At 38.5% G+C, this 15,945-nt stretch carries 24 protein-coding genes; 1 reads left to right on the top strand and 23 read right to left on the bottom strand.

Annotated features, from left to right (window positions below; translation table 11 throughout):
* Positions 1-157: 157 nt before the first annotated feature.
* The 3 genes from KDN24_RS00915 to KDN24_RS00905 all read right to left on the bottom strand — a co-directional run bounded on the left by KDN24_RS00915 (position 158) and on the right by KDN24_RS00905 (position 2,433).
* Positions 158-1,318, bottom strand: a complete 1,161-nt coding sequence (locus KDN24_RS00915; RefSeq protein ID WP_409970811.1) for an acyltransferase family protein — start codon at positions 1,316-1,318, stop codon at positions 158-160.
* Between the two features lie 279 nt (positions 1,319-1,597).
* Entirely contained in the window at positions 1,598-1,666 is a 69-nt protein-coding gene (locus tag KDN24_RS00910; protein WP_409970876.1) for a hypothetical protein, read from the bottom strand.
* A 242-nt stretch (positions 1,667-1,908) separates the two neighbouring features.
* Entirely contained in the window at positions 1,909-2,433 is a 525-nt protein-coding gene (locus tag KDN24_RS00905) for a cysteine hydrolase family protein (protein ID WP_409970812.1), read from the bottom strand.
* 85 nt (positions 2,434-2,518) lie between these two features.
* On the opposite strand from KDN24_RS00905, the gene KDN24_RS00900 reads away from it, so the two are divergent.
* A complete protein-coding gene (locus KDN24_RS00900; RefSeq protein WP_486303951.1) occupies positions 2,519-2,797 on the top strand; it encodes a tyrosine-type recombinase/integrase in 279 nt (92 codons plus the stop codon).
* A 68-nt stretch (positions 2,798-2,865) separates the two neighbouring features.
* On the opposite strand, the gene rpsI is transcribed toward KDN24_RS00900, so the two are convergent.
* From rpsI to rplF, 20 genes are all read right to left on the bottom strand, one after another.
* Complete coding sequence (gene rpsI, locus KDN24_RS00895; RefSeq protein ID WP_409970813.1) at positions 2,866-3,258, bottom strand: 30S ribosomal protein S9; 393 nt, start codon at positions 3,256-3,258, stop codon at positions 2,866-2,868.
* Between the two features lie 21 nt (positions 3,259-3,279).
* Complete coding sequence (gene rplM / locus KDN24_RS00890; protein ID WP_409970814.1) at positions 3,280-3,717, bottom strand: 50S ribosomal protein L13; 438 nt, start codon at positions 3,715-3,717, stop codon at positions 3,280-3,282.
* Positions 3,718-4,084: 367 nt separating this feature from the next.
* Positions 4,085-4,822: a tRNA pseudouridine(38-40) synthase TruA gene (truA, locus tag KDN24_RS00885; RefSeq protein WP_409970815.1), complete on the bottom strand. Its 738-nt coding sequence runs from the start codon at positions 4,820-4,822 to the stop codon at positions 4,085-4,087.
* 13 nt (positions 4,823-4,835) lie between these two features.
* Entirely contained in the window at positions 4,836-5,633 is a 798-nt protein-coding gene (locus tag KDN24_RS00880) for an energy-coupling factor transporter transmembrane component T family protein (RefSeq protein ID WP_409970816.1), read from the bottom strand.
* Positions 5,630-6,499 carry an energy-coupling factor ABC transporter ATP-binding protein gene (locus KDN24_RS00875; RefSeq protein ID WP_409970817.1) on the bottom strand — a complete coding sequence of 290 codons (870 nt, stop codon included), beginning with the start codon at positions 6,497-6,499 and terminating at the stop codon, positions 5,630-5,632. Before KDN24_RS00875 ends, KDN24_RS00880 begins: the two co-directional genes overlap by 4 nt.
* Complete coding sequence (locus tag KDN24_RS00870; RefSeq protein WP_409970818.1) at positions 6,475-7,317, bottom strand: energy-coupling factor ABC transporter ATP-binding protein; 843 nt, start codon at positions 7,315-7,317, stop codon at positions 6,475-6,477. The genes KDN24_RS00875 and KDN24_RS00870 overlap by 25 nt, the downstream gene beginning before the upstream one ends.
* Positions 7,318-8,081: 764 nt before the next feature.
* The gene (gene rplQ, locus KDN24_RS00865) at positions 8,082-8,444 is read right to left on the bottom strand and encodes a 50S ribosomal protein L17 (RefSeq protein ID WP_409970819.1); all 363 of its coding nucleotides are present in this window, start codon (positions 8,442-8,444) and stop codon (positions 8,082-8,084) included.
* A gap of 80 nt (positions 8,445-8,524) precedes the next feature.
* Positions 8,525-9,469 carry a DNA-directed RNA polymerase subunit alpha gene (locus KDN24_RS00860; RefSeq protein WP_409970820.1) on the bottom strand — a complete coding sequence of 315 codons (945 nt, stop codon included), beginning with the start codon at positions 9,467-9,469 and terminating at the stop codon, positions 8,525-8,527.
* 174 nt (positions 9,470-9,643) lie between these two features.
* Positions 9,644-10,033 carry a 30S ribosomal protein S11 gene (gene rpsK / locus KDN24_RS00855; RefSeq protein ID WP_057776559.1) on the bottom strand — a complete coding sequence of 130 codons (390 nt, stop codon included), beginning with the start codon at positions 10,031-10,033 and terminating at the stop codon, positions 9,644-9,646.
* Positions 10,034-10,054: 21 nt separating this feature from the next.
* A complete protein-coding gene (rpsM, locus tag KDN24_RS00850; RefSeq protein WP_409970821.1) occupies positions 10,055-10,420 on the bottom strand; it encodes a 30S ribosomal protein S13 in 366 nt (121 codons plus the stop codon).
* A 22-nt stretch (positions 10,421-10,442) separates the two neighbouring features.
* Positions 10,443-10,556: a 50S ribosomal protein L36 gene (gene rpmJ / locus KDN24_RS00845; protein ID WP_000868344.1), complete on the bottom strand. Its 114-nt coding sequence runs from the start codon at positions 10,554-10,556 to the stop codon at positions 10,443-10,445.
* A gap of 35 nt (positions 10,557-10,591) precedes the next feature.
* On the bottom strand, positions 10,592-10,810 hold the full coding sequence (gene infA, locus KDN24_RS00840; protein ID WP_409970822.1) for a translation initiation factor IF-1: 219 nt from the start codon (positions 10,808-10,810) through the stop codon (positions 10,592-10,594).
* A gap of 231 nt (positions 10,811-11,041) precedes the next feature.
* Complete coding sequence (map, locus tag KDN24_RS00835) at positions 11,042-11,788, bottom strand: type I methionyl aminopeptidase (protein WP_409970823.1); 747 nt, start codon at positions 11,786-11,788, stop codon at positions 11,042-11,044.
* Entirely contained in the window at positions 11,788-12,438 is a 651-nt protein-coding gene (locus tag KDN24_RS00830; RefSeq protein WP_409970824.1) for an adenylate kinase, read from the bottom strand. Before KDN24_RS00830 ends, map begins: the two co-directional genes overlap by 1 nt.
* 64 nt (positions 12,439-12,502) lie before the next feature.
* Entirely contained in the window at positions 12,503-13,798 is a 1,296-nt protein-coding gene (gene secY / locus KDN24_RS00825; RefSeq protein ID WP_491348253.1) for a preprotein translocase subunit SecY, read from the bottom strand.
* A complete protein-coding gene (gene rplO, locus KDN24_RS00820) occupies positions 13,798-14,238 on the bottom strand; it encodes a 50S ribosomal protein L15 (protein ID WP_409970825.1) in 441 nt (146 codons plus the stop codon). The genes secY and rplO overlap by 1 nt, the downstream gene beginning before the upstream one ends.
* Positions 14,239-14,272: 34 nt before the next feature.
* Positions 14,273-14,455: a 50S ribosomal protein L30 gene (gene rpmD / locus KDN24_RS00815; RefSeq protein WP_409970826.1), complete on the bottom strand. Its 183-nt coding sequence runs from the start codon at positions 14,453-14,455 to the stop codon at positions 14,273-14,275.
* Between the two features lie 13 nt (positions 14,456-14,468).
* Entirely contained in the window at positions 14,469-14,969 is a 501-nt protein-coding gene (rpsE, locus tag KDN24_RS00810) for a 30S ribosomal protein S5 (protein WP_409970827.1), read from the bottom strand.
* A 24-nt stretch (positions 14,970-14,993) separates the two neighbouring features.
* Positions 14,994-15,356, bottom strand: a complete 363-nt coding sequence (gene rplR, locus KDN24_RS00805; protein ID WP_409970828.1) for a 50S ribosomal protein L18 — start codon at positions 15,354-15,356, stop codon at positions 14,994-14,996.
* Positions 15,357-15,388: 32 nt separating this feature from the next.
* Positions 15,389-15,925, bottom strand: a complete 537-nt coding sequence (gene rplF, locus KDN24_RS00800; RefSeq protein ID WP_409970829.1) for a 50S ribosomal protein L6 — start codon at positions 15,923-15,925, stop codon at positions 15,389-15,391.
* Positions 15,926-15,945: the final 20 nt, after the last annotated feature.

Genomic DNA, 15,945 nt, shown 5'->3' with positions numbered 1-15,945 from the left:
CTGCTATGTGTACATTTAAAGTCTTTTAATAATGGAGCTTATTAAAGTAAAGCACCCGTTGAACAAGAACCATTATTTTTATGACACATCATTATCCTATTAAGACAAAAGCCAGCATTAATGCTGGCTTTTTCACTTATCTAAAAATTATTTCCTTTTACATCATTTTTTTGAGGTATGGAATCTTTCGCCATACAAAATGACTTAGCAAAAAGCTTAGAATGATTCCTAAAAATACCGTTATAAGAAATTTAGTCCAGACTGATATTGGTAGGTCCTTCAATGTATATTGAAGAAAGACAACTACTGGGACATGGATGAAATAAACAACAAATACATTGTTTGCTAACATCTTTGACCAACGATTAGCGCCGTTAACTTTCTCTCTAAATAATATTAGAAGACCGATTACAAGTGAAATACACAGTAACGTCTCAATTAATGATCGAGCCAACGAACCGAAGTTTTGTCCACCCTTTAAAAGAAAAGGATCTATCGTATTTCCTCCAAAATACAAAATGGTCACTATTAATATTCCAATAACAAGCCAGATGTATCCTGCTCTCGCACTCATAGTTAAAAACCATTTGCGATGATAAGCCATAATGCCTAAACAAAAGAAACTCACATACTGTGGTATATGTGCAAATTCAGTTTGAATAAATCCTAAAAAAGCTGTCCAATGATCAATAGGAAACCATATCCTTGTAATAAAAGTCACTAAACTAACGACCAACCACAGGGAGAGAATCTGATAAACCTTAATGTTTCTATCAGACTTTTGTGTGAATTTCTTAGATGTAAAGAAGGTCCAGACCGAAAACACAATCGCATACACAAGTAAATGCTCTAAAAACCATAAATGGCCAAATTGCATATCAGGCCATGATGGCCCAGTCCAATTCGCGGGTTCATTACCAAGTCCAAAAAATATATTAACATAGTAGGAAAAAAATGGGATGGGTTCATAATCTCTGAAATTAATGTAATATAAATACATCAGAATAGGAATCATCACGAGAAATCCCAGTAGTAATGGAATACCAATTCTAATAAGCCGTTCTTTTAAAAACCGTTTCGGCCCTTTTCTTGAGATTGATTGGGGGAGAAAATAGACTGATAAAAAGAAAAACAAACTCATAAAAAATGCTGCATTTACAGAGAAAAATCTGCCCAACCAATTGATAGATTCATCATCCAAAAAAAACCACCAACCACCTGGTCCATAAGCTTGTCCAGCATGGTGAGCTACTACAAGCATAATTAAAGCTATTTTTAAATTATCGATGAAATATAAACGATCACTCTCTTTTTTCACCTATAAACTCCTTTCCCACTAGAAGTTACACTGAGATAATAGCAATGTATTTTTGCTATTTTAGGAAAATACCTCCATTTTTTCAATCAATTACTATTTCGCACTATCATACTTATATGATATAGATAATAAGTTAATTCCTTTTTCCACTATCCTGCCCCGTCAGTTCCATGTTCTATATGATACATTAACTCTAATAATCATACTACCAAAACCTACATTTAATAATGCGAATATATAAATATACCTTGAAGAAAAAAAAGGAGCTGCTTCTCCCTTTTAAATATAGCCTCTCTCTTTCAGGCTAGTAAAACTGGTATCACTATTTACTATTAAGTGATCAAGCACTTCGATGCCTAGTAACTTTCCAGCTTCGGTTACTCTCTTTGTAATGTAATATCTTCCTTCGATGGCGCTATGTCACCACTTGGATGGAAAAGGATATGTTCGTTATTGGAATGTTCGTCGTTACCTAATACTAGCTCATGTGTACTAGTTCTTTTTTAAGTGACTCTGTTAAAGTTGAGTGTTGATTTTATTTATTCAATAGAATGTTCCAAAAAATAAAGGAAACACCTATTGTTTCAGTATCAACTATCAAATGTAATTTCTTTACTTGGGTAAACATCGGCAAACCAACGTAATACACCATTATGATGGTTTATAATTTGTTGGGCAGTAATATCTTGTGAATCCCAAGTGCTGTGTGTATCTGAAACTAAGGTAACCTTATACTCCATACTAAAAGCTCTTCTACAAGTTGTATCAACGCACGCTTCTGTTTGAATTCCCGCAATTACTAAATGTTCAATCCCTTGTTTTTTCAGTTCATCATCTAAAGAGGTATTAAAAAATGAATCAGGAGTAGTTTTTTGAATGATTACATCTTGAATATTTGGAGTAATTTCAGGATGAATCTCCCAACCCTTTGTCCCAAACTCTAAAGGTTTACCAGTAGGTGCATTATGCTGTATATAAAAAATTGGTGTATCCATCGAGCGTGCTTGAGCGATTAAATCTTTTAAACTTCGAAGTAATCTATCCCCTTTATATACAACATTACCTTCTTGAAACATTCCATTTTGAACGTCTATGATCAGAAGTGCCTTCTTCATTATTTTCCCCCTAATAATCATTTAGAGACTCACGTCCTAATTAAATTTGTTCTTCAATTAAATAGTCCTCTAATTTCCCATTCCAGTGAAAGAAAATGGTTATATTTTTAGTTTTGGAGGCTTTAAACAATCCGAACTATTAGCTGAACTGTTGGGGAAATTATACATTGGTAAAACGACGTTTCACGGTTTAAGAGATACTCATGCATCTTTTTTATTTGCTCAAGATATAGATATTGCTTATGTATCGAAACGTTTAGGACACATAAATATACAAACCACACAAAATTATTATCTGGAATTAATGCCAGAAAAAAAGCACCAGCAAGATGCCGATGCTTTAAATCTGTTAAGTGCTTTATAAGGTTCAAGTTGATTTGAACCAACTTGAACCAAAAAATCTCTGTAAACATTGATATATCAATGTTTCTATTAACGTTTTGAGAACTGAGGAGCACGACGAGCGCCTTTAAGACCGTACTTTTTACGTTCTTTCATACGAGCGTCACGAGTTAATAAACCTGCAGCTTTTAATGTTGGACGGTATTCTGGATCAACTTGAAGTAACGCACGAGCGATACCGTGGCGAATAGCGCCAGCTTGACCAGTATAGCCACCACCATGTACATTTACAAGAACATCGTAGCTTCCTTGAGTTTCAGTAGCTACAAGTGGTTGATTTACAACTGCGCGTAGAGCTGCAAATGGGATGTAATTTTCGATTTCACGATCATTGATAATAATATTTCCGTTACCTGGTACTAAACGAACTCGTGCAACGGAGCTCTTACGACGACCAGTGCCAATATATTGAACCTGTGCCAAATTAATAACCTCCCTTAAAAATTATCCACGAAGTTCGTAAACTTCAGGTTGTTGAGCTTGGTGCTTATGTTCGCTACCAGCATATACGTGTAATTTTTTGAACATTTGACGGCCAAGAGAGTTCTTTGGAAGCATGCCTTTAATTGCAAGCTCTAACATTCTCTCAGGATAGTTTGTACGCATTTCAAGAGCATTTCTTGTTTTTAAACCACCTGGGTGATTTGTGTGACGATAGTAAATTTTATCAGTCAATTTTTTACCAGTTAATTCGATCTTTGCTGCATTAAGAATAATTACATGATCACCAGTGTCAACATGTGGTGTAAAAGTTGGTTTATGTTTACCACGTAGAATTGATGCAACTTCACTAGCAAGACGACCTAGAGTTTTGCCTTCTGCATCAACCACGTACCATTTACGTTCGATTGTTTGTGAATTCGCCATAAACGTTGTACGCATTAGTTTCCCTCCTAAAAATTCCATCATCATAATTTCATTGGTTCATTTATCTACGACACAATAAGTTCCGGGGCTTATCGTGGTTTTAATAACAATACCTTTGCTATGATACACTTTTTGATGGCTATTGTCAATAAAATGTTACGCCAGGTTTAGTTGTTTTAAGATTTTTTTTAAAAAAATAAATTTTGCACATCAAATTTGTTGATTTCCGCTGCAGACACTCGCTTTCCGCAGGCGGTCCGAGAGCCTTCTCGTCGCTATCACTCCTGTGGGGTCTCCCTTTGACACGTTTTTCCCGCAGGTGTCTCGTGCCCTCCGCTCCAATCAACAAAAGCAGCAAAATAACAGTGAACTTTATGATAAATTAATAATAAACTTCCCACAAATACAAACCGTGTGCTGGAGCTGTTTTTCCTGCATAGATTCGGTCCTTTTGGGCGATTATTTCTGAAATCGAATCTGCCGTTCTTGCTCCAGAACCAACCTCTATAAGTGTGCCCACCAAAATTCGAACCATATTATAGAGAAAGCCATTGCCAACGAAACGGAAAACAAGCTGTGTTCCGTCTTCTATCATTTCAATTTCCCTAATCGTCCTTACCTTATCCATCACTTCTGTTTTTGCTGAACAGAAGCTTGTGAAATCATGTGTTCCGATTAAAGCCAGGGAAGCTTTTTTCATTTCATGAATATTTAATGGATAAGGATAATGGTAAGCATAATTTCTCCTAAACGGATCTCTTTTTTCTGTGCGTTGAACAAAATAACGGTATTCCTTCCCTACTGCATCAAATCTTGCATGGAAGCTGGCCTTAACCTCTTCCACACTCTTAATCGCAATATCATCCGGCAATAAAGAATTTAAAGCAATATCCCATTTTGCCAACGGAATATTGAGTGAAGAATCGAAATGAATGACTTGCCCTTTTGCATGAACACCTGCATCTGTTCTGCCTGAAGCAGTGATACACCCCTCTGTGCCTTTATGAAGCTTTGCTAATGCTCCCTCAAGCACACTCTGAACTGTCAGCTTATTCGGTTGGACTTGATAGCCTGCAAACCTCGTCCCATCATAGGAAACAATACATTTATACCTTTTCATATTTAGAGCCTCATTACGTCCGTAATACTACTAGGAGAACGGTAACCAGTCCTAGTAACAGCAGCATTAAAGTATCGACAGTGCCCCAGCTTAGCTGCCGATATTTCGTTCGTCCTTCTCCCCCGCGATAGCCTCGTGCTTCCATCGCAGTAGCCAACTCTTCTGCTCTTTTAAAGGAATTAACAAAAAGCGGGATTAGTAACGGGATAATGGCTTTCACACGATCCTTCATCGGACCACTGGAAAAATCAACACCTCTTGCTGTTTGTGCCTTCATTATCTTATCCGTCTCTTGCATAAGGGTCGGGATAAATCTAAGCGAAATGGACATCATAAGTGCAAGCTCATGGACAGGAAATTTCACCTTATTTAATGGATGTAACAAGCTTTCCAGCCCATCCGTAATTTCAATCGGTGTTGTTGTTAATGTTAAGGTAGATGTCATCAATATTAGCAGGAAGAAGCGTAAAGAAATAAAAATACCTTGTCTTAATCCTTCTTCATAAATCGTAAACCAACCCGCGTGAAAAATGACTTCCCCTTGTTTGTTTAAAAACAAATGTAATATTAATGTGAAGAGAACAAGCCATAAAACAGGCTTCAACCCTCCAATAATAAAACGAAACGGCACTTTGGATAGTGCTACCATTAATAATGTGTAAATAATTAAAGCACCATATGTCAAACTATTATTTGCAATAAAAACGATACAGACAAAGATAAAAATGAGCATTAGTTTTGAGCGCGGGTCCATCCGATGGATTAATGAATCTACTGGTACATACCGGCCAAAAATCATTTTTTCCATCATTTTTGCTCACCGCCCTTTACGAACAAAGCAATCTCTGTCGTTAGTGTCTCAATTGTTAAATGCGTCTTTGATAATTTCGTATGAAATCTCTCTTCTATTTTTTGTTGGAAACGGACAACTTCCGGAACGTCCAACCCTAACTGTATGAGTCCCTCAGGTGATGAGAAAATTTCTTCGGGCGTCCCTTTTTTATATACCTCGCCTCTTTTCAAGATGACGATTTGGTCTGCGTACTTTGACGCATCCTCCATACTATGTGTAACGAGAACAGTGGAAAGCTTTCTCTCTTTATGAAGAGTATAGAACATCTCCATAATTTCCTTCCGCCCACGCGGATCAAGCCCAGCTGTTGGCTCGTCCAAAACAATCACATCTGGCTCCATTGCAAGAACACCAGCTATGGCAACTCTTCGCATTTGCCCCCCAGATAAATCGAAAGGAGATTTTTCTAAAATTTCATCGGGAAGCCCAACTTGTGAAATGGCAATCCTCGCTCTCCTTTTTGCTTCCTCTTCTGATACACCAAAATTCATTGGTCCAAAACATATATCTTTTTCGACTGTCTCATCAAATAATTGATGCTCTGGAAATTGAAAAACGATTCCAACCTTTTGGCGAATCTCCTTCAAATTCTTCTGCTTCTTATCTGATGTTATTTCTCTTTCACCGACTACCACTTTGCCAGCTGTTGGTTTTAATAATGCATTTAGATGCTGAAGAACCGTCGATTTACCTGAGCCTGTATGCCCAATAATCGCCAAAAAAGTGCCTGATGGTATATCAATTGAAACATCCTTAATGGCTAGGCGCTCGAAAGGAGTATCTACTTGATAGCGATATTCTACTTGTTGCAGTGAGATGTCCATAGTTCAGCCACCAACTCTTCTTCAGATAAAAAATGCCTTGAAAGGGAGATTCCTTCTTCCCTTAACAACTTGCTCATTTTAATTGGAAACGGAATGTCCAAACCTAGCTGAACAAGTTCCTCGTCCATTTGAAAGATCTCCTCAGGGGTGCCCTCTCGATAAAGCTCCCCTTTATTCATCACGAGAATTCGGTCAGCTTTAGCGGCCTCTTCTAAATCATGTGTAATAGAAATGACAGTCATTTTATGATCATTCTTTAGTTCTCTCACCGTATCCAAAACTTCTTCCCGACCTCGTGGATCAAGCATAGATGTTGCCTCATCGAGAATAATAATTGCAGGCCTTAAGGCAATCACTCCCGCAATCGCTACTCTTTGCTTTTGACCACCAGATAGATGGTGCGGCTCTTGATCAAGAAATTGCGCCATTTTCACCTTTTCTAAGGAGTTATTTACTCTTTCAACCATTTCATCCCTAGCAATCCCGTTGTTTTCTAAACCAAAAGCCACATCATCTTGCACAGTCGTACCAACAAACTGGTTATCTGGATTTTGAAATACCATCCCAATTTGTTTTCTTATTTCCCAAACCGTTTCCTCTGAAAGATGCATACCATTAACCGTAATGGATCCTTCTTTCGGAAATTGTAATCCATTCAAAAGCTTTGCAAGTGTTGATTTTCCAGAACCATTATGACCAACAATTGCGAGCCACTCTCCTTCATATATCTCAAAAGACACATCACGAACGGCATATTTAGCATCAATATCATATTGAAAGGATACATGTTCTAGTTGAACTAGCGGCTTTCTGCTCATTGTTGCTCCTCCTCTCGACTAATAGAAAAGCGTAAGCGCTGAAGCTAGACAGTTCTCAAACTTCAAAACGCAATACTCTCTATTCTACTAAACAAACTATACTATCTTTTAATAAACACTTCTATTCTCTTCTTCCAGAAAATCAAACTCTTAATTTTAATAAAAAACCCGCCATTCTTGGCGAGCTCATAGTATGACAGTGTCTATATTTAAGGATAACAAAAAATAATAGTTATGAATATCACCTTTATAAAAAAAGCTATCTCACCTATTTAATTTACACGCACTATCCGAAGTAAATACGATTAACTGCCTCCCAAATTAAGCTCATTTCTATAAAAAATCTATCGAAACATTATCTTATTAGCCAAAATAAAAAGCCTGCACCTCTCCGAAAGCAGATATTCCTGCTACGCTTAATACGTTCATATAAAACCGAAAAGGTGCATGCAAGAGCTAGACGAGACACACTTAAAAGCGGAAGCGGCTTGCTCAGGGGCGACTAGCATAAGACGAGACAGCGAGTAGGTTGTCCTTTAACCTACTTGATGGATTGGCTTATGACCTCGAGCCCCTAGCCGCTGTAGCTAGATATCATAGCGAAAAGCGGAGGCGCCTTGCCCACCGCAACTTGAATCATTGAAAAGCAGTCGGCATATAAACCAACTATGTGCTCATCGTAACACTCAATTTATTATGACTCACTGTAAAAATAGGGGCAGGAACATTCTGTCCTGCCCCCTATAGAACAATTCAATACGAAATTATACTAATTCAATAACAACCATTGGTGCACCGTCTCCACGACGAGGTCCAAGCTTCATGATACGAGTGTATCCGCCTTGACGCTCTTCATAACGAGAAGCTACATCACTGAATAGTTTTTGTAGTGCATCTTGGTTTGTTTCCGCATTTGCTACCTCATTACGAATAAAAGCAGCTGCTTGACGACGAGCATGAAGATCGCCACGTTTACCAAGAGTGATCATTTTCTCAACAACTGAACGAAGTTCTTTCGCACGAGCTTCAGTTGTCTCGATACGTTCGTTGATGATTAAGTCTGTTGCTAAGTCACGTAGCATAGCTTTACGCTGAGAGCTAGTACGTCCTAACTTTCTGTATCCCATGAAAGTTTCCCTCCTTTGTTGAAGTCATTCTTTATGCAAAATTGCTTGTTCAATGCTTAAATATCGGCTTTGCTGACGAATCAGTCGTCTTTACGCAATCCTAATCCAAGCTCTTCTAGTTTGTTTTTAACTTCCTCAAGAGACTTTCTGCCTAAATTGCGAACTTTCATCATATCTTCTTCCGTTTTATGAGCTAACTCTTGTACGGTATTGATTCCAGCACGTTTTAAACAGTTATATGAACGAACAGAAAGATCGAGTTCTTCAATGGTCATCTCAAGTACTTTCTCTTTTTGATCTTCTTCTTTTTCAACCATGATTTCAGCATTCTGAGCTTCGTCAGTTAATCCAACAAAGATATTTAAATGCTCAGTTAAGACCTTCGCACCAAGTGCAACCGCATCTTGTGGACCCGTACTTCCGTCAGTCCATACATCGAATGTTAACTTATCATAGTTAGTCATTTGACCTACGCGAGTATTTTCTACCTGATAAGAAACACGAGAAACTGGTGTATAGATGGAATCGATAGGAATCACACCAATCGGCTGATCTTCTCGTTTGTTTTGGACAGCTGGGGTATAGCCGCGTCCGCGTCTAGCAGTCAAGCGCATACGTAAATGGCCATTTGATCCAAGCGTGGCAATGTGAAGATCTGGATTCAGAATTTCCACATCGCTATCATGGGTAATATCAGCTGCTTTTACAACGCCTTCGCCCTGAACATCGATTTCTAGAGTTTTTTCTTCATCAGAGTAAATTTTAAGCGCAAGTTTTTTAATGTTTAAAATGATTGATGTTACATCTTCTACGACGCCTTCAATTGTTGAGAACTCATGAAGTACTCCATCAATTTGAACCGAAGTGACAGCGGCACCTGGTAGTGAGGATAATAGGATACGACGTAAGGAGTTACCCAAAGTAGTACCATATCCACGCTCTAGTGGCTCTACGACGAACTTTCCGTACTTGGCATCATCGCTGATCTCAACCGTTTCGATTTTTGGCTTTTCTATTTCGATCATGAAAATATACCCTCCTTCAAAACGTCGAAACCCCGGCTAGCAATCTCTAACCGAAATTCCCCCATGTATACGTTCCCGTTTTGCGTACAATAACTGGAAAAAATTCTGTATAAATCCAAAAAACTGCCTATCATATCCCATTATAGTCAAGGATACAAAATATATACAGAAAAATTAAACACGGCGACGTTTTGGTGGACGACAACCATTATGTGGAACTGGAGTTACATCTCTGATAGCTGTAACTTCAAGACCAGCAGCTTGAAGTGCACGAATTGCAGCTTCACGTCCAGCACCAGGTCCTTTAACTGTAACTTCAAGCGTCTTCATTCCATGTTCCATGGAAGCTTTCGCTGCAGTTTCAGCTGCCATTTGAGCTGCGAAAGGAGTAGATTTACGAGAACCTTTAAACCCTAAAGCTCCAGCACTTGACCAAGATAGTGCATTACCATGAGCGTCAGTAATAGTTACGATAGTGTTATTGAAAGTAGAACGAATGTGTGCAACACCTTGTTCAATATTCTTTTTGACACGACGTTTACGTGTATTAGTTTTACGAGCCATTTAATATACCTCCTTTACCGATTATTTCTTCTTGTTCGCTACAGTCTTACGAGGACCTTTGCGTGTACGAGCGTTGTTTTTAGTGTTTTGTCCGCGAACCGGTAAACCACGGCGATGACGAAGACCACGGTAGCAACCAATCTCCATTAAACGCTTAATGTTAAGGGATACTTCACGACGAAGGTCACCTTCAACTTTTAATTTATCAATAACTTCACGGATTTTATTTAATTCGTCTTCTGTTAAATCACGAACACGAGTATCTTCAGAAACACCAGCTTCTGCTAAAACTTTTTGTGCAGTATTTTTCCCAATACCATAGATGTAAGTTAATGAGATTACTACACGCTTTTCACGTGGAATATCTACACCAGCAATACGTGCCATCTATACAAGCACCTCCTTGTTATTAACCTTGTTTTTGTTTATGTTTAGGGTTTTCACAGATAACCATAACTTTACCACGTCTGCGGATAACTTTGCACTTTTCGCAGATTGGCTTAACCGATGGTCTAACTTTCATTATCCTAACCTCCTTAATAGTACGGAGTGCAATGGTTATTTAAAACGGTAAGTGATTCTTCCGCGAGTTAAGTCATATGGAGAAAGCTCAACAGTTACTTTGTCCCCAGGTAAAATACGAATGAAGTGCATGCGAATCTTACCAGAAACATGAGCTAATACAGTATGACCATTTTCTAATTCAACTTTGAACATGGCATTTGGTAACGTATCAGTAACAGTGCCTTCTATTTCAATTACATCGTCTTTCGCCACCGAACATTCCCCTTTCTTAAATAATACGAACTCATTCATTTCAATACTTTACAAGTTTATAAAGCATGATATCCATACATAACACGACAGGATGTCTTATTACTTGCTGAACCTTCTAGGTCACATTACACAACCTTTTAATTATAGCACATTAACCATCATCACGTCCGCTATTATCCTAATAAAATAGGGTAAAAGCTTAAAAAATTTGGTGTAAGAGCTACGAACCATTTAGATTTGTGTAAGAATTTCGTATCCCGTTTCAGTGATAGCAATCGTGTGCTCAAAATGGGCACATAATTTTCCGTCAACCGTTACAACTGTCCAGTTATCGGTTAATGTTTTCACATACCGGCTTCCTGCATTCACCATTGGTTCAACACAAAGTACCATCCCTGGTTTTAAACGTGGACCTTTATTCGGAGGACCATAATGAGGAATTTGCGGATCCTCATGTAAGTCTTGCCCGATTCCATGGCCTACATACTCGCGCACGATGGAAAAACCATTTGACTCCGCATATGTTTGAATCGCATGTGAGATGTTCGATAGACGCTCACCTGGCTTTGCTTCCTTTAAGCCTATATTCAAGGATTGCTCTGTCACATCGAGTAACACTTTTGCTTCCTCATCAATATCCCCTACTGGATACGTCCAGGCTGAGTCACCATGATAACCGTTATATTTAGCACCAATATCAAGACTGATAATATCACCGTTTTTTAATATCCTATTAGAAGGAATACCATGAACCAGTTCATTATTAACTGAAGCACAGATGCTGCCTGGAAATCCATTATACCCTTTAAAGGATGGGACAGCATGACAATTACGAATAAACGTTTCAGCAATTGCATCCAGTTCTTTCGTTGTAATGCCGGGAGCAATATGTTTTTTCAGTTCTTGATGAGTTAATGCTACGATTTTGCCGGCCTCACGCATTATTTCAATTTCACGCGGCGTTTTGCAAATAATCATTAATGCAAGCCCCCGAGTAATTCATCCAACTGAGAAAATACTTTATCTATTTCCTGTTGACCATTGATATTGCGTAAATAACCTTTTGATTCATAAAAATCAAGCAATGGTTTCGTTTGTTTAATATTAACGTCTAAGCGGTTTTGTACAGTTGCCTCATTATCATCAGCACGTTGATAAAGCTCACCATTACAGCGATCACATATACCACTCTGTGCTGGTGGATTAAAAACTAAATGATAAGTTGCTCCGCAATCCTTACAAATACGGCGACCTGTCAGGCGATCCATTAAGATCTCCTTATCAACTTCAACGTTAATTACATAATCAATTTTTTTACTCAATTGAGCAAGGATATTCTCCAATGCTTCAGCTTGGGCAACCGTCCGTGGAAAGCCATCAAGAAGGAAACCTTTAACACAGTCATCCTTTGCTAATCTTTCACGAACAATACCAATTGTTACTTCATCAGGTACAAGCTCACCTTTATCCATGAAAGACTTTGCTTTTAGACCTAATTCCGTTTCATCCTTAATCGCTGCACGGAACATGTCTCCTGTTGAAATATGAGGGATACCGTATTTTTGGACAATCTTCTCTGCTTGTGTACCTTTGCCGGCACCAGGGAGCCCCATTAATACTAAGTTCACGCGAATTCCCCCTATGATCTAGGTTTGTTTTTAGGGAACAGCAAAAAGCTCCCTAAAAACAAAATTATTTTATAAATCCTTTATAGTGACGTTTAACTAATTGAGATTCCAGCTGTTTCATTGTATCAAGGGCAACCCCAACAACAATGAGTAAGCTTGTTCCTCCGATTTGAGCAGATTGAGGTAAATCAGCAAGATTCGTAAAGAAAACTGGTAATATCGCAATTGCTGTAAGGAAGAGTGCACCAACAAATGTTAAACGGTATAAGACGCGAGTTAAATATTCCTGCGTATTTTTACCCGGACGAATACCTGGAATGTAGCCGCCTTGCTTCTTTAAATTATCCGAAACCTGCTCCGGATTAACTTGAATAAAAGCATAGAAGTAAGTAAACGCAATAATTAACGCACTATACAAAGCCATTCCAATTGGATGAGAATAATCAAACACCTTAATAATCCACATAGTTACTTCGTTTTGCTCGAAGAAAGAAGCAAATGTTCTAGGAGTAACGATGAAAGAGACTGCAAAAATAACCGGAATAACACCAGCAGCATTCACTTTTAATGGTAAATGTGTTGACTGTCCTCCTATTGGATTCTTTCCAGCAACCATACGCTTTGCATACTGAATTGGAATTTTCCTTAAAGCCTGTTGAATAAAAATTGTACCAACAACGATTGCAACAATGGCAGCGATTATAATTACTGCTTTAACGATGTTAAGAAAAAGTTGCTCCCCAGCGTTTTCAAATTGTTGAGCATAGATTTGGTTAATCACATTTGGAATACCAGATACGATACCAGCAAAAATGATAATGGAGATTCCGTTTCCTACGCCTTTTTCAGTAATTTGCTCACCTAGCCATAATAAAAATGCGGTTCCTCCTGTTAATACAATGGCAATAACGAAATAAGTACCGACTCCAGGATTTGCAATTAATTGTCCACCTGCAAGATTATTAAATCCATATGACATCCCAAAAGCTTGAATTAATCCAAGCACAATCGTGAAGTAGCGTGTAAATTGTGCTAACTTACGACGACCAACTTCTCCCTGCTTAGACCATTCAGTAAATTTTGGAACAACATCCATCTGCAATAACTGAATGATAATGGATGCTGTAATATATGGATAAATTCCCATTGCAAGTATTGAAAAGTTTTTAAGTGCTCCACCACCAAATGTATTTAAAAGACCAAATACATTAAATTCATCCTGAGCTTTTAAAACATCTGCATTCACTCCAGGAACAGGAATGAATGTACCGATACGAAACACAACCAGCATTAAAAGGGTGAATATAATCTTTCTTCTTATATCACCCACGCGCATAAAATTGGAGATTGTCTGAAACATTAAATCACCTCGAGACTACCGCCGGCAGCTTCAATCGCTTCCTTCGCAGCAGAGGAGAATTTATGAGCTTTAACTGTAAGCTTTTTCTCAACTTTGCCTTTAGCAAGAATTTTGATTCCTGCTTTCTCGTTGCTCACTACACCAGTTTCGATGAGAAGTTCTGGAGTAACTTCTGTTCCATCTTCAAAACGATTAAGTGTATCAAGATTCACGATTGCATATTCTTTACGGTTAATGTTTGTAAAGCCACGCTTTGGTAAACGTTGGAATAAAGGTGTTTGTCCACCCTCAAATCCAGGACGAACACCACCGCCGGAACGAGCGTTTTGTCCTTTATGACCTTTACCAGCAGTTTTACCATTACCAGAACCGATTCCACGACCTTTACGTTTACGTTCTTGACGTGAACCCTCTGCAGGCTTTAATTCATGAAGTTTCATGTTGGCACCTCCTTATTTTATAGAAGAGTGATTATTAAATTTCTTTTACCGTTACAAGGTGAGCTACTTTATTAATCATTCCGCGAATAGCCGGATTATCTTGTTGCTCAACTGTTTGGTGCATTTTTTTAAGACCAAGGGCTTTAACTGTTTCGCATTGATCTTTTGTACGACCAATCACGCTGCGAGTGAGGGTAATTTCTAGTTTTTTCGCCATTTTATTCCCCTCCTTATCCTAACAGTTCTTCTACTGATTTTCCGCGTAATTTTGCTACTTCCTCAGCGCGTTTTAATTGAGTTAATCCATCTAAAGTTGCACGAACCATGTTGATTGGTGTGTTCGTACCTAAAGATTTAGAAAGAATATCACCAATACCAGCTAGTTCAAGTACCGCACGAACTGGTCCACCAGCGATAACTCCAGTACCTTCATATGCTGGCTTCAATAGAACCTCACCAGCACCGAACTTACCAATTACTTGGTGCGGAATTGTTGTGCTAACCATTGGCACTTCGATTAGGTTTTTCTTAGCATCTTCAATCGCTTTGCGAATTGCTTCAGGCACTTCTTGTGCTTTACCAGTACCAAAGCCAACATGACCGTTTTTGTCACCTACAACTACAAGTGCAGAGAAACGAAAACGACGTCCACCTTTAACAACTTTCGCTACACGATTAACTGTGACTACACGTTCTTCAAGTTCAAGTTTGTTTGGGTCAATACGACGCATCTTATTGTGTCCCTCCTTTGTCTATTAAAATTCTAAACCGTTTTCGCGAGCAGCATCTGCTAACGCTTTTACGCGGCCATGATATAAATATCCTCCACGGTCGAATACAACAGCTTTAATTCCTTTTTCTACAGCACGCTTTGCAACTAATTCTCCGACCTTAACAGCTGCATCTACGTTGCCAGTAGACTCTAGGCTAACTTCTTTATCTAATGTAGAAGCACTTGCTAAAGTAACTCCTTGAACATCATCAACTAATTGAGCATAAATATGCTTATTAGAGCGGAACACATTTAAACGAGGACGAACTTCAGTTCCAGAAAGTTTCGCACGTACACGACCATGTCTTTTCTTACGAACTGCATTTTTGTCAACCTTCGTAATCATTTAAGTCACTCCTTTCGTTTCATTATGCGGCATTACTTACCAGTTTTACCTTCTTTACGACGCACATATTCGCCTTCATAACGGATACCTTTTCCTTTGTAAGGCTCTGGAGGACGAACATCACGAATGTTAGCAGCTAAAGCACCAACGCGCTCCTTGCTAATACCTTTAACGATGATCTTAGTGTTAGATGGTACTTCCACTTCGACACCTGCTTCAGGCTCAATTTCAACTGGATGAGAGTATCCTACGTTAAGAACAAGCTTACTGCCTTGTTTTTGCGCACGATAACCAACCCCAATTAATTCAAGGCCTTTTTCAAAACCTGCAGAAACACCTTGAACCATATTGAAAAGCAATGAACGAGTTGTTCCGTGCAATGCACGATGCTCTTTAGATTCAGATGGACGAGCAACTTTTAATACGTTGTCTTCCACTTGGATAATCATATCTGAATTAAATGAACGTGTAAGTTCACCTTTAGGTCCTTTAACTGTAACTGTGTTGCTATTATTAGTAATCGTAACGCCAGATGGAATTTCGATTGGTTTATTACCTATACGAGACATTTATTGCACCTCCATTCATT

The sequence above is a fragment of the Cytobacillus sp. Bva_UNVM-123 genome (genome assembly GCF_046351715.2).
GTDB lineage: Bacteria > Bacillota > Bacilli > Bacillales > Cytobacillaceae > Cytobacillus.
This window is presented reverse-complemented; position numbering and strand designations above follow the sequence as displayed.

Excerpts from the sequence above, each read along its gene's own strand:
- KDN24_RS00905 (WP_409970812.1), bottom strand. The coding sequence starts at position 2,433 with ATGAAGAAGGCACTTCTGATCATAGACGTTCAAAATGGAATGTTTCAA.
- rplM (WP_409970814.1), bottom strand. The coding sequence starts at position 3,717 with ATGCGTACAACGTTTATGGCGAATTCACAAACAATCGAACGTAAATGG.
- truA (WP_409970815.1), bottom strand. The coding sequence starts at position 4,822 with ATGAAAAGGTATAAATGTATTGTTTCCTATGATGGGACGAGGTTTGCA.
- KDN24_RS00880 (WP_409970816.1), bottom strand. The coding sequence starts at position 5,633 with ATGATGGAAAAAATGATTTTTGGCCGGTATGTACCAGTAGATTCATTA.
- KDN24_RS00875 (WP_409970817.1), bottom strand. The coding sequence starts at position 6,499 with ATGGACATCTCACTGCAACAAGTAGAATATCGCTATCAAGTAGATACT.
- KDN24_RS00870 (WP_409970818.1), bottom strand. The coding sequence starts at position 7,317 with ATGAGCAGAAAGCCGCTAGTTCAACTAGAACATGTATCCTTTCAATAT.
- rplQ (WP_409970819.1), bottom strand. The coding sequence starts at position 8,444 with ATGGGATACAGAAAGTTAGGACGTACTAGCTCTCAGCGTAAAGCTATG.
- KDN24_RS00860 (WP_409970820.1), bottom strand. The coding sequence starts at position 9,469 with ATGATCGAAATAGAAAAGCCAAAAATCGAAACGGTTGAGATCAGCGAT.
- rpsK (WP_057776559.1), bottom strand. The coding sequence starts at position 10,033 with ATGGCTCGTAAAACTAATACACGTAAACGTCGTGTCAAAAAGAATATT.
- rpsM (WP_409970821.1), bottom strand. The coding sequence starts at position 10,420 with ATGGCACGTATTGCTGGTGTAGATATTCCACGTGAAAAGCGTGTAGTA.
- rpmJ (WP_000868344.1), bottom strand. The coding sequence starts at position 10,556 with ATGAAAGTTAGACCATCGGTTAAGCCAATCTGCGAAAAGTGCAAAGTT.
- map (WP_409970823.1), bottom strand. The coding sequence starts at position 11,788 with ATGATTATTTGCAAAACGCCGCGTGAAATTGAAATAATGCGTGAGGCC.
- secY (WP_491348253.1), bottom strand. The coding sequence starts at position 13,798 with ATGTTTCAGACAATCTCCAATTTTATGCGCGTGGGTGATATAAGAAGA.
- rplO (WP_409970825.1), bottom strand. The coding sequence starts at position 14,238 with ATGAAACTTCATGAATTAAAGCCTGCAGAGGGTTCACGTCAAGAACGT.
- rpmD (WP_409970826.1), bottom strand. The coding sequence starts at position 14,455 with ATGGCGAAAAAACTAGAAATTACCCTCACTCGCAGCGTGATTGGTCGT.
- rpsE (WP_409970827.1), bottom strand. The coding sequence starts at position 14,969 with ATGCGTCGTATTGACCCAAACAAACTTGAACTTGAAGAACGTGTAGTC.
- rplR (WP_409970828.1), bottom strand. The coding sequence starts at position 15,356 with ATGATTACGAAGGTTGACAAAAATGCAGTTCGTAAGAAAAGACATGGT.
- rplF (WP_409970829.1), bottom strand. The coding sequence starts at position 15,925 with ATGTCTCGTATAGGTAATAAACCAATCGAAATTCCATCTGGCGTTACG.